Annotated in this window: 15 protein-coding genes; 8 read left to right on the plus strand and 7 right to left on the minus strand. The window is 44.6% G+C overall.

What is annotated here, in order from left to right; genetic code table 11:
- Window positions 1–18: 18 nt before the first annotated feature.
- Window positions 19–276, minus strand: a complete 258-nt coding sequence (locus ACFQ2J_RS12640; protein ID WP_386060910.1) for a DUF3949 domain-containing protein — start codon at window positions 274–276, stop codon at window positions 19–21.
- 71 nt (window positions 277–347) lie between these two features.
- Complete coding sequence (locus ACFQ2J_RS12645) at window positions 348–1,103, minus strand: YwaF family protein (protein WP_449343033.1); 756 nt, start codon at window positions 1,101–1,103, stop codon at window positions 348–350.
- A 416-nt stretch (window positions 1,104–1,519) separates the two neighbouring features.
- Here ACFQ2J_RS12645 and ACFQ2J_RS12650 point away from each other — a divergent pair, with 416 nt between their 5' ends.
- The 3 genes from ACFQ2J_RS12650 (at window position 1,520) to ACFQ2J_RS12660 (ending at window position 3,671) form a co-directional block, all read left to right on the plus strand.
- Window positions 1,520–2,863 (plus strand): sodium-dependent transporter, encoded by a 1,344-nt coding sequence (locus ACFQ2J_RS12650; protein WP_386060912.1) that lies wholly within the window; start codon window positions 1,520–1,522, stop codon window positions 2,861–2,863.
- 135 nt (window positions 2,864–2,998) lie between these two features.
- A complete protein-coding gene (locus tag ACFQ2J_RS12655) occupies window positions 2,999–3,289 on the plus strand; it encodes a YwdI family protein (RefSeq protein ID WP_386060915.1) in 291 nt (96 codons plus the stop codon).
- A 13-nt stretch (window positions 3,290–3,302) separates the two neighbouring features.
- Window positions 3,303–3,671: a DUF423 domain-containing protein gene (locus ACFQ2J_RS12660; protein ID WP_386060918.1), complete on the plus strand. Its 369-nt coding sequence runs from the start codon at window positions 3,303–3,305 to the stop codon at window positions 3,669–3,671.
- Here ACFQ2J_RS12660 and ACFQ2J_RS12665 read toward each other — a convergent pair.
- The 4 genes from ACFQ2J_RS12665 to hemQ form a co-directional block, all read right to left on the minus strand.
- Window positions 3,668–3,916: a hypothetical protein gene (locus ACFQ2J_RS12665; RefSeq protein WP_386060921.1), complete on the minus strand. Its 249-nt coding sequence runs from the start codon at window positions 3,914–3,916 to the stop codon at window positions 3,668–3,670. The two genes, ACFQ2J_RS12660 and ACFQ2J_RS12665, sit on opposite strands and share 4 nt — an antisense overlap.
- Window positions 3,917–4,050: 134 nt before the next feature.
- On the minus strand, window positions 4,051–4,536 hold the full coding sequence (gerQ, locus tag ACFQ2J_RS12670; protein ID WP_386060924.1) for a spore coat protein GerQ: 486 nt from the start codon (window positions 4,534–4,536) through the stop codon (window positions 4,051–4,053).
- A 21-nt stretch (window positions 4,537–4,557) separates the two neighbouring features.
- Complete coding sequence (locus tag ACFQ2J_RS12675) at window positions 4,558–4,980, minus strand: cell wall hydrolase (protein ID WP_386060927.1); 423 nt, start codon at window positions 4,978–4,980, stop codon at window positions 4,558–4,560.
- A 210-nt stretch (window positions 4,981–5,190) separates the two neighbouring features.
- The gene (hemQ, locus tag ACFQ2J_RS12680) at window positions 5,191–5,934 is read right to left on the minus strand and encodes a hydrogen peroxide-dependent heme synthase (RefSeq protein ID WP_386060930.1); all 744 of its coding nucleotides are present in this window, start codon (window positions 5,932–5,934) and stop codon (window positions 5,191–5,193) included.
- Between the two features lie 227 nt (window positions 5,935–6,161).
- Here hemQ and pta point away from each other — a divergent pair, with 227 nt between their 5' ends.
- The 3 genes from pta to ACFQ2J_RS12695 all read left to right on the plus strand — a co-directional run bounded on the left by pta (window position 6,162) and on the right by ACFQ2J_RS12695 (window position 8,877).
- Entirely contained in the window at window positions 6,162–7,133 is a 972-nt protein-coding gene (gene pta / locus ACFQ2J_RS12685; protein WP_386060933.1) for a phosphate acetyltransferase, read from the plus strand.
- Between the two features lie 240 nt (window positions 7,134–7,373).
- The gene (locus ACFQ2J_RS12690; protein WP_386060936.1) at window positions 7,374–7,910 is read left to right on the plus strand and encodes a sigma-70 family RNA polymerase sigma factor; all 537 of its coding nucleotides are present in this window, start codon (window positions 7,374–7,376) and stop codon (window positions 7,908–7,910) included.
- Window positions 7,888–8,877, plus strand: a complete 990-nt coding sequence (locus ACFQ2J_RS12695) for an anti-sigma factor (protein ID WP_386060939.1) — start codon at window positions 7,888–7,890, stop codon at window positions 8,875–8,877. Before ACFQ2J_RS12690 ends, ACFQ2J_RS12695 begins: the two co-directional genes overlap by 23 nt.
- A 75-nt stretch (window positions 8,878–8,952) precedes the next feature.
- Here ACFQ2J_RS12695 and ACFQ2J_RS12700 read toward each other — a convergent pair whose 3' ends face one another.
- Entirely contained in the window at window positions 8,953–9,795 is an 843-nt protein-coding gene (locus ACFQ2J_RS12700) for a lipoate--protein ligase family protein (RefSeq protein WP_386060942.1), read from the minus strand.
- Window positions 9,796–10,055: 260 nt separating this feature from the next.
- Between ACFQ2J_RS12700 and ACFQ2J_RS12705 the strand changes: the two genes are divergently transcribed.
- Together ACFQ2J_RS12705 and ACFQ2J_RS12710 are read left to right on the plus strand one after the other, a co-directional pair.
- Window positions 10,056–11,351, plus strand: a complete 1,296-nt coding sequence (locus ACFQ2J_RS12705; protein ID WP_386060945.1) for an HD domain-containing protein — start codon at window positions 10,056–10,058, stop codon at window positions 11,349–11,351.
- Between the two features lie 12 nt (window positions 11,352–11,363).
- On the plus strand, window positions 11,364–11,873 hold the full coding sequence (locus ACFQ2J_RS12710; protein ID WP_386060948.1) for a YwgA family protein: 510 nt from the start codon (window positions 11,364–11,366) through the stop codon (window positions 11,871–11,873).
- Window positions 11,874–12,108 lie beyond the last annotated feature (235 nt).

The following is a 12,108-nucleotide window of genomic DNA, read 5'->3' on the forward strand; positions in this document are numbered from 1 at the left end:
CATAAGCAGCTGCCTTTTTTATTTATTTTTTCTAAGCTTATAGATGGTATATGCCGTAATGCTCGCTGGCAGAAATAGAATGCTGGATTGATTGAAGAAATGCATCTGTTCTTCCTGAAAACTCATATCTTCGTAGTATTCCTGTTTGCTTTTCCCTTTCCTTTTCTGCTCCTCGCTCATTCCTTGATAGTAGCGATACTGAATCGGTGTCATAATCGCATTGATGAGGAGGTAGATGCCGACTATGATGAGAATGATCGTAGTCAGATTATTCATTACTGTTCCCTCCTTAGAACCCTTGTACTATTGTTTACGGACTCAAGTGCGAAACGTTTCAATCCAACCTGTCAGGATGCTTTTTCTGCTTGTTGTCCTGAATCCTTTCTCGATGCGAGGTAGGAAGAGATTTTATAAATCAGCACCAGTACAACGAAGATGGAGAAGGTAAGCAACGTCAGATTTACAATGTACCAAATACCATCACCAAGTACATTCAGTGGGGTGCCTGACTCTGGGGTGTTGTTCAAATAAAGGTAATTTGAGTCGATGCGTGTATTGAGTATACCCATCAGGATGGCATACATAACAAGGTAACCGAAGGTCTCGAACATCGATTTCCAGGTGATTTTAACAGGAGTCATCATGATCAGAAACACACTCGCCCAAGTGATTGCCATATGGTGAAGGAAGAATTTCCAAAATCGGAAATGCTGATAATCAAATGGGAGGTCCGGTGTGATGACTGCCATCATGGCGGGCACGATTCCGATGAAAAATACGATTTGAATCAGTTTCGTATGATAAGTAAGTAAAGCAATAATAGCTAAGAAAGAAGCGATGCCGCACAAGTGGAGCGGCAGATGATCCGCGGTGTTCCACACACCATTTGTTGCCGCCCAAGTCTGATAACTTACTTCGGAGGCAAAAAGAATGACAACTAAGGTATAACGGATCCCATTCATCACAGTTCGGTGTGATTGGATCCACCTCGAGCAAGTAAGGAAAAATAGTATCATCAATGAAAAGGCGATAAGCGTAATGATATGACTCGTCCCATAGCTGTAAAAAGTGTAATCGCTTCCAACTTCAAACCACTCATTCATAAAAAAACCCTTCCCGAATTTTCAGAATATGCTATCATTTTACCATAGGCTTGCATGTTCGATGAAAAGTTTTACAGCATTTGGACAGCGAGCTGGCATACATACGACATTGTTTTTCCAGAGAAGTGAAGAAAGGTGTTTCCATTGCAAAAAATCAACTGTTTCAAGTGCAAACATTTCTATACGACATGGAATCCGAATTTCCCAAGAGCCTGTAGAGCATATGGGTTTAAGGGGAGGGAAATGCCTGCTTCGGTCGTTCAAAAGTCGACAGGGACGCCCTGTATGATGTATGAGCGGAAACAGTAGATGGATAGGCTGTTAATAAAATGAAATTTCTGAATATGTCTCGTGTCGAAAAAGCAAGTATGGTATGCTGATGGATATTTTACATCTGAGTGAGGAGTGGAAGAAAGATGGCTAGAGAACAGTGGGCCAGCAAGCTGGGCTTCATGCTTGCAGCAATGGGATCTGCAGTAGGATTAGGAAACATATGGCGTTTTTCCTACGTAGCTGGGGAGAGTGGAGGCGGAGCTTTCTTAGTGCTCTACCTATTCTTCGTAGTCGTAATCGGTGTTCCGTTGCTTTTGACAGAAGTAAGTATCGGACGGAAAGCACAAAGTGATGTCGTGGGCTCGTTTGCTAAATTGGCACCGGGTACGCCTTGGTTCATGACAGGGTTCTTCGGTGTCCTCAGTGCGTTCTTGATTCTCAGCTTCTACGGTGTAGTAGCAGGCTGGGCAATCTATTATTTCGGAAAGTATATTACAGGAGAATTTTTCACTGCACCAGAGGCAGGGTATGAAGCGACTTTCGGTGGATTCATTTCCCACCCTTGGCAGCCGATGTTCTGGCATGCACTATTCATGATTCTTACTATTTTCATCGTGTATAGCGGAGTCAAAAAAGGAATTGAATTTGCAAACAAAATTTTCATGCCGACATTGGCAGTACTGCTTGTCGCCTTAGCGGTATTCAGTATGTCACTGGATGGTGCCAGTGCTGGACTGGAATTCTTGTTCAAGCCGGACTGGTCTGCATTGAGTAACCCTGGAGTCATTGTTGCAGCATTAGGACAGGCGTTCTTTTCCTTAAGTTTGGGGATGGGTGCGATGCTCACGTACGGAAGCTATTTGTCCAAACAGAACAAGCTTCCTAGTGCCACCCTTGGAATCGGATTGATGGATACATTTTTTGCAATCATTTCAGGTCTTGTCATCTTTCCAGCGGTTTTCGCTTTTGACATTGATCCAGGTTCAGGACCGCCATTGGTATTCATCACTCTACCGAGTATCTTTGAGCAGATGCCGTTCGGAGAAGTTGTCGGAATCGTCTTCTTCTTCTCATTGATCTTAGCGGCACTATCATCGTCGGTATCCATTCTGGAAGTGCCGGTTGCGTACTTCATGAGAATCTGGAATTGGAGCCGTCGCAAGGCAAGTATCGTAATGGGGCTTATTATGTTCCTTCTCGGAATTACGGTATCGCTTGGGATGGGGATCTGGTCTGGTGTCACGCCGATTGGTGACAACAACATCCTGGATTCCTTCGATTATATTGCTTCCAACATTCTTCTGCCATTAGGCGGCTTATCGATGGCATTGTTTGTCGGATGGTATTTCAATAAATCGACTGCACTTGAAGCGACGGATATGACAGGTAATCCGGTTGCTGGTATCTGGTACAGCATCATCAAATACCTGGCGCCGATCCTGATCATCCTGATTTTCCTTAATGCAATTGGAATTATCAGCTTCTAATGATAGGAAAAGACCGTTCCTCCAACAGGGACGGTCTTTTTGCTGATTGCTCGGTTTATCCACCACTCATGTTATAATGGGGGAGGTTTACGAACAATCCAACCTTCAATACTATGAAAAAAGGAGTTATCACCGATGAGTATCACGAATGATGCGGTGCTGAAAAAGATGATGAAAGAAGTACAGGAAGCGATGGGCAAACAAGACCATGCTTCCGTTAGAGAGCATGTCCGTGCAGTCAAGTTGTTGTGTGATCTTGTACTTGATGAAGAAGGTTCTTCACCTGGAAATGTACAAGAACCGACGGCAGCTGAACTGCGCAAGATGATGGGGGATGACACCACATCCCATAAGGTGACAAAGTCTTCTGGCTCAGAGCGATCCGAACATGGGAAAGCAAATGGTGATTCCATTTTTGATTTCTAAGGAGTGAAAAATAATGAAAATCTTTCTTATACTAGCAGTGGTCAATGGCTTTTTGGCAGTTGCTCTGGGGGCATTCGGCGCCCATGGACTGGAAGGGAAAATCTCTGAAAAGGCTTTGAAGACTTGGGAAAAAGCAGTCAATTATCAAATGTTCCATACAATGGCTTTATTTGTGACGGCATTGCTTGCATCCAAATATCCAGCTGGCAGCTTTGCTGGTGCTGGGTGGTTTTTCTTCATCGGAATACTGTTGTTTTCCGGCAGCTTGTATATCTATTCGACCACTAGCATCAAGACCTTTGCGATAATCACACCGCTGGGAGGCCTGTCTTTCCTTATTGGATGGGTGATCCTGGGCTACGTCCTTATGAAAGTGGTCTAAAAGAATAAGAGGGTGGAAAAGACCGTCAACAGGACCGCTCGGATGATCTGATAGACAAATCCTAATGTATTACGCTTTGTCCATTCAATCAATGCTTCAAACATAAAACTCAAGGATAAGGTATAGAACATGAACAAGATGATCCATGAAAATGCGGTCTGTGTGAGTGAGACGATTGCCAGCACGACAGCAATGATCATCGTGAACAATTCATAGCGTTGTAATTTTTCATAAGGGTGTTTCATATCCTCACCACCTTAATGATTAAGAAGCTCCACCTTCATCGAAGATAAAAAGGAAGATGCGTTGCTACCTTCACAGCAACGCATCTTTTTTATTGGAAGGTATGAATCTTCATGAATGCAGTTGTCGCCCTGTGTCATCGGTTGGAATAATTGCTCATCTGTCCGGTGTTATTGAACGGATAGCTGTAATTGATCTCTTCATCGAATGTGATGTAATCAAGGTAGATCATTAATAGTAGATAACGTTTGCCGGTTTCGGGATCGCTCAGGATGATATGATCTCGTCCGGCAGCTTCAATGATTCCTTTGAAAATTTTCGCATTCCACTGGTCATTATTCTCGAATGTCATGTAGACGGTTGCTTCTTTTCCTCGGTTCAGTCTTAAGATATTTTCGATATAGGACTCTTCGACTGGCAGCATGCCGGGGATGTTCTGGCTCGGCTGCTGGGCACTTGGCATCTGGGGAACCATCGGTTGCTGCTGTGCTCCCTGGACATAACTTTGCGGACTCTGCATTTGTGATTGAGGATAATAGTATTGGTAGGGATTCTGCTGCTGATAGTAAGGCTGGCCCTGCTGAGGTGTACCAGATTGATAGCCGTTATTCTTTTGACTCAAATTCACCACTCCTTCTTTGGTTCAATAAGCTTTCGGACAATCTGATTGTGTCGGGGCGTAGAAACAATGTGATTTATATCTGCCTACATTCCATTGACCGAACCATTGAGCAGGACAGTTCCCTTCAGGCATGAAGAACCAAAGGGTGTTGGTAGCGGGGTGATACCGCAGTCCTTTGATGGTTTTTCTGGCTAACCGCTTATCCTTTTCTCTCGCACGCTGATAGAAGTAACCTTTCTGTGTGGCTTCGAAGCCACCCGGGCTTTGGAACACCATGCGACGGATCGTGTTGATATCTTTGAAATCCAGGCACCGTACACGGACACGATTGATGCCCGTATTGCCAACCATCAGCATCCCCAGTTCCCCGTCACCTTCCGCTTCTGCACGCATAAGACGCGCCAGCAATTTGACATCTTCTTCTGTGTTAGGAACGACGGCCATGCATTCACCTCGCTTTTCTCGCCCAATACGCAAGCTTTTCTTTAAATGTATATGTAGGGTCCGTCTGATTATGAACAGGAAAACAATCTGCTTAGATAGGTGACAGAGGGGCTTTGTCCTGGAAGGTTTTATTATTTTGTCAGGAGGTAATGATTGTGTAAGACCACAAAAAAACTCCACAACCTTGAAAGGTCATGGAGTTTCATATGCTTATACTTGAAGGAATTGAGGGATCGCTTCTTTTTTCAGCAGGTTGCCGACATAGAAGGAACCGAATTCACCGTAGCGGGCACTGACTTCATCAAAACGCATCTCGTATACGAGCTTTTTGAACTGCAGTACGTCATGTGCGAATAGGGTGACACCCCATTCCCAATCATCAAAACCGACGGAACCGGTAATGATCTGGCGGACCTTACCTGCATACTGGCGGCCGATCATGCCATGAGAATACATCAGCTTACTGCGATCTTCCATCTCCAGCATGTACCAGTTGTCTTCTCCCTGGCGGCGCTTGTCCATTGGATAGAAGCACGCATACTGCCATTTCGGAAGAATCGGCTTCAGACGTGCCTGGAGTTCAGGGTCTGTCTCTACATCTTTTCCTTTGGCAAGGTAGCTGGACAATTCTACTACGGAAACGTACGAGTAGGTCGGAATGGTGAATTCAGCAAGTTTGGACTTATTGAATTCTGTTTCGATTTCGTTGAGTTCTTCCATAGTAGGGCGGAGGATCATCATCATGAAGTCCGCTTTCTGTCCTACAATCGTGTAAAGCGCATGGCTTCCTTGTTTATGTTGTTCTGTCTTATCCCACTTTGCAATGATCTGGTTGAATTCATGAATGGCACTTTCACGCTCGTCACTGGAGGCAAGCTTCCAGGATGTCCAATCGATGGATCTGAAGTCGTGAAGGCAATACCAACCATCTAGAGTTTTCGCTGCTTCTGGCATAGATCATTCTCTCCTTTGATCAAACGTTTGATTAAGTTGCTCCATCCCTAATATAACACACCCTTTCGCATTCATCATTCGCACGCAGGTTCAAAGGTATGATTTCATCACATTGACACATTTTAAAGATGTAATCGCTTTAGTGAAAAAAACTTCTACATATCACTTTCATTCATACACGAAAAGGATTATCATATGGTACAGAATTAGAAATTGGAGGGAAAATCATGAGTGATCTTTTTGATGACTTGAAAAATAAAATCAAAGGCCAAGGTAAGAAGATTGTACTCCCTGAAGGTTTGGACGAACGGATTTTGACTGCTGCAAGTAAGCTTGGAGCAGAAGGGTTGGTTACACCTGTATTAGTCGGAAATGTAGAAGAAGTGAAACAGAAGGCGGAGGCGATCGGTGTAGATATTTCCAATGCTACGATTATCGATCCTGCTGATTATGCTGGAATGGATACAATGATCCAAAGCTTTGTAGAGCGTCGTAAAGGAAAAGTCGATGAGGCGAAAGCGAAGGAAGTATTGCAGGACGGCAATTACTTCGGAACGATGCTCGTGTATATGGGAGACGCGGACGGTCTTGTAAGTGGAGCAGCACATTCGACTGCTGATACCGTAAGACCTGCGCTTCAAATCATCAAGACGAAACCAGGAATCAAAAAGACTTCCGGTGTATTCATCATGGTTCGTGAACAAGAAAAGTATGTGTTCGCTGACTGCGCGATCAACATTTCTCCAAGCAGCGAAGATTTAGCGGAGATCGCCTTGGAAAGCGCTAAAACAGCGAAGCTTTTCGAAATCGACCCGAAAGTTGCGATGTTGAGCTTCTCAACAAAAGGTTCTGCAAAATCCCCTGAAACAGAGCGGGTAGCAGAAGCCGTGAAGATCGCTCAGGAACAGGAGCCGGAATTGACGCTTGATGGCGAGTTCCAATTCGACGCTGCCTTCGTTCCGTCTGTGGCAGAAAAGAAAGCACCTGATTCTCCACTGAAAGGCGAAGCGAACACATTCGTATTCCCTAGCCTGGAAGCTGGTAATATCGGGTACAAAATCGCTCAGCGACTAGGAAACTTCGATGCTGTCGGACCGATCCTGCAAGGATTGAACCAGCCGGTGAACGATTTGTCCCGTGGCTGTAATTCAGATGATGTCTATAAACTGGCACTGATCACTGCAGCACAATCCGTATAACTCTAAATTTTAGTGCGAGCCGCCCTTAATATTGGGCGGCTTTTTTGATTTGATCAGTAAAGCTTGAATTTTAATCAGAAACGCATCTGGTATGATTAGTAAATGACTGGGTTTAATCAGTAAATCGAACTTTTTAATCAGTAACGCAAAATTTTTAATCAGCAAATTTTAAGCACAAGTGTAACTTTCTTCTCCTCTTTCCGTTGTAATAGGTGAAGCAATCATTAATGGGGGTTAGTCGTGGATGGATCTAAGAAGCAGAAACTAGAAGATATCTATGCATTACATGCAAAAAGTCTCTACCATTACCTCCTTCGGATGACCGGCTCGCCTCAAGTAGCAGAGGATCTCGTTCAGGAAACGTTCGTCCGGGCGACGATTTCCTTATCCTTTTACAAAAATGAGCAGGTAAAGGGGTGGCTGTTCAAGGTAGCAAGGCATGCCTACCTGGATTTATGGAGGAAGCGGCAACGCTGGAAGTGGGTCCCTTTCTTTGACGGGATGGAAGGATTGAGCAGCCCCTATGGGGAACCGGAATCTGCTTTGATGGAATCGGAAGCCAAGGGGGGCGTGGAACAGATGTTTCGCTCGCTGCCAGAAGACTACCGGACAGTCATTTATTTGAGGGAGCATTTGGATATGTCCTACAAAGAAATCGCGGAGTCGATGGATAAAAATGAAAGCCAAGTGAAGGTCACGTTACATAGAGCACGGCAACGGATGCGCAAGTTGAGAGAAGAAAGGGATGGACATAATGACGGAATGGACGAAAGATAAAGAAAAGAAGGTGTTGTGGAAATACCGGTTTACATTGACGTTGAGGATCGTGCGGGTGCTTGCGACAATTTTTCTGATTTACGTCATTTACAATGCTGCATTGAATTTCATCTATCATCAATCGGAAGGAGGGTTCAAGCACGCTGCGAACGCAAAGCTGGCTACAGAGTGGAAGTATCCTGCAGTAGATGTAGACTTTTTTAATGAAATGCCCGAGATCTCACCTGTATTGACACAGCATATTTCCTTTGATCTGAAAAGGAAGCTTGGCAAAGAAGATCAGGTAGTCGGATCGGTAGAAGTGGATAAATCATTCTTTCCTATTTTTTCACAATGGAAAATTGAATACATACAGCCAAAGGATCAAAATCCTTTTCCATTCTATTTGCCAGAAGATCCAAGGACGGGAGATGCCACTACCTTTTTACCTTCAGACGAAACGTGGAACCGTTTAGAGCAGGTGCATGAAGGTACAGTAGCAGATTTAGGGTTTTCGCTGAAAGACTATGTTGCACCAGAAGAGCTCGTTACTCGTCTGGAAGGCTATGACTTGGATATTCGTTGGATGCCGATCTACTCAGGAGAACTGCAGGAATTCGAGTCGAGCTATGGTGCTTCTGGAGGTGCATTGAGTGTCGATGCGATCGGAATGGGACAGCTGTATGGACTTGACCGGGACGATTTTCAATCCTGGGGAAGCATGAGCTTCAGTAAGGATTCCATTAAAGATCACGAACAGGAAATGTTGTCGAACATGCAGGCGATCATCGAGGAAGGAGAAGGCTATTACAAGAACTTCCTCGGCATGCCTTATTTAAATGAACGTCATGATTACCTGGCCGAGAATGGCTTCCAGGTATATGGAGCTGTCGTTACTGGGCCGGTGAAAGAGCTGTTGAAGCTCAAGCAAGATGAGTTGATCCACGGCGCCAGCCTCGGGGAAATGGATTACTGGAACTGGGAATAGAGAAATGCGCAAGAGTCTGGACGCTGGAGCTGGACAATAAAAGCGCAAGCGTCTTGAAAAAATGCTGGAGTCACTTTATAGGGATTCCAGCATTTTTTGGTTTCGTTCAATCATCAGGTCGAACCGTTTTTGGAACCATTCGATTTCTGCACCATTCAAACTATCGGTAACGATGTTGCCTCCACTTAACTGGTGAAGCGTAAGCAGGATCATATCCCGTACTTCCGCTACAGTAAAGCTTGTCCCCAACAATTCATTCAGCGATGCCATCACATTAGGATCAATATCAGGATAGGTGAAGCGAGTAGCTTCTCCTTTTTTACTTATTTCATAGAAATCACGTATCAATTGCGCGCGTTCGGAACCGCTGCCGGTAATATCGAGATAGATTTGCACAGCGGATCCATTTTTTACCCGCCGCTGTGAGATGCCTGCGAACTTTTTACCATTGATACTCAAGTCATAGGTGCCGGGGCAATAGGATTGGGTAATTTCGTAAGCTTCGATTTGGTCTGTGTAATCTTTGAAGAGGTGCTGGATGAAGGAGACCATCGCATCGTAGCCTTCGTGGATGTTTACTGTTTTGGAATCAGGGAATATCAACGACAGATTCAGAACACCGTCATCGAGAACGACTGCAAGGCCGCCTGAATTCCTGACGATCACTTCATACCCTTTCGATTTCAGTAAATCTACGCCTTCTCGGATATAAGGTAGTTTAGCGTCGGCGATTCCGAGTACAATCGTGTCGTGGTGCACCCAAAGTCTTGCAGTAGTCGGTGATAGCCCTTGCCCGACTGAGATGGAAAGTGCATCGTCCATACCGAATGACTGCAATGCGGAAAATTCAGGGCCGAGACTGCTTTGGTCGATGAACCGGTAACGATCTGTATTTATTAAATGATGGGTTGTATCCATTATCCGTACAACTCCTTTGTTTCTGTTTGAACCTTTCATAGTATAACAGAACTTGCCTCTTGCATGAATAAAGGAATGGCTTTAGAATATTTTTTTGTGTGAAATTTTTTATACCTGCATTCCACAGTGAAAACAGCGCCATCATCGATTATTCTTTACAATAGGAAAAAATATCGATGACAAGGCATCTGTCAAGGTGTTTTTTTATTGTCAAAATAACTATATAATAGAAAAAAATGTCGATTCGAAAGGAATTCACAATGGCATATCGCGATGAGAAATTAAGTGAAGAAAAAGTATTCAAAGATCCTGTACATAGGTATGTTCATGTCAGAGACCAGGTGATCTGGGACTTGATCGGAACTTCTGAATTCCAGCGTCTGCGCCGCATCAAACAGCTCGGCACCTCCTACACCACCTTCCACGGCGCGGAACACAGCCGCTTCAATCATTCCCTCGGTGTCTATGAAATCGTACGCAGAATCATCAACAACTTTGAAGATCGACCGAATTGGAATAAAGAGGAACGGCTTCTTTGTTTAAGTGCCGCCTTGCTGCATGACTTAGGTCACGGGCCTTTTTCACATTCATTTGAAAAAGTGTTCAAGCTCGATCATGAAGCATTCACTCAAGCGATCATCCTCGGAGATACGGAAGTGAACAAAATCCTATCCAAGGTGGAGCCTGAGTTTCCATCAAAGGTAGCGGAGGTCATCAACAAAACGTACGAAAACAAATTGGTCGTCAGTCTCATTTCGAGTCAGATCGATGCCGACCGAATGGATTACCTGCAGCGTGATGCTTATTTCACCGGGGTCAGCTATGGGCACTTCGATATGGAACGGATTTTGCGTGTTATGCGTCCTACTGAAGATCAGGTGGTCATCAAACAAAGCGGGATGCATGCAGTCGAAGATTACATCATGAGCCGCTATCAAATGTACTGGCAAGTGTATTTCCATCCGGTAACGCGAAGTGCGGAAGTCATTTTATCCAAAATTCTTCACCGAGCTAAAAAGATGCACGAGGAAGGGTATGCTTTTAAGCTTGAGCCTAAGCATTTTCTGTCCTTTTTCAAGGGTGAACCGAACCTGCAGGAATATTTGCGTCTTGATGAATCAGTGACGATGTACTATTTCCAAATTTGGATGGAAGAAGATGACCCGATTTTGAGCGACCTCTGCGAACGATTTGTGAATCGTCGCCTGTTCAAATACATCGAGTTCAACCCGAATCAACAGATGAATGAGTGGATGGAGCTGTATAAGCTTTTCAACAAAGCGGGAATTGATCCCGATTATTACCTCGTCGTGGATTCAAGTTCCGATCTGCCATACGACTTTTATCGTCCGGGAGAAGAAGAGGAACGTCTTCCGATCCACTTGTTGATGCCGAATAAAGAATTGCGGGAGCTCTCCCGTCAATCCGATATCGTAGAGTCCATCTCCGGGAAGAAACGGACGGACCATAAGTTATACTTCCCGCTTGATCGACTGGAAGGATTATCGAACCGTAGTAAAACGAAGAAGCGTATTATGGAAATTTTGTATGGATAGGAGTGGATGGTTTTGCTAGAAAATCATGCGAAATTGATGAGGTTCTTTTCTGATTCCGACGAAGTCGTAGGTCGGAAGAAGTTGCAGAAAATGATTTATATATTGAAAAAGTGTGACGTGCCGTTCGAAGAGAAATACCAGTTTCATTTTTACGGGCCTTACTCCGAAGAGCTCACGCTGCGAATGGAAGAATTGTGTAACCTGGGGTTCATCGATGAAACGAAAGAAGAGAAAAAGAGTTATTATCAATACCGCTATCGCCTGACGGATGAAGGGAAACAGTTCCTTGATCAGTATCCGATCGATTTGCCGGCAATGGAAGGCCAGATCGGACAGATGAAGGATAAGAGCTCGCGGTTCCTTGAACTTGTCTCCACGATGCTCTTTTTCGAAGATCTCCCGCGTGAAGAAGTCAAAGCCAAGGTCTTCACAGTGAAGAGCAAACAGAACTATACCGAAGGCGAAATCGAAGAAGCCTGGCAGTTCATCGCACAACTCAGGACAGCCAACCCAAAAGCTTGAGGGCTCCCATCCTCAAGCTTTTTTTGTGGATAATCGTTACCATGTAAGAGAAGGGTGGTAGAGAAACAACTCGCTTTCCTGCGGGGGAACTGGCAAGCCTCCTCAGGCTACGCCTTCCGGGGTCTTGCCTAGCTCCTTCTCCCGCGGGAGTCTCGTCATTTCTCAACCACCCATAATTTGTGAACACCTTCTCGGAGAAAGTATTTTTTATTGATAATAAGTTTATATTTAGGCT

Origin of the sequence: Thalassobacillus hwangdonensis (assembly GCF_042675915.1) — a bacterium.
Lineage (GTDB): Bacteria > Bacillota > Bacilli > Bacillales > Halobacillaceae > Thalassobacillus_A > Thalassobacillus_A hwangdonensis.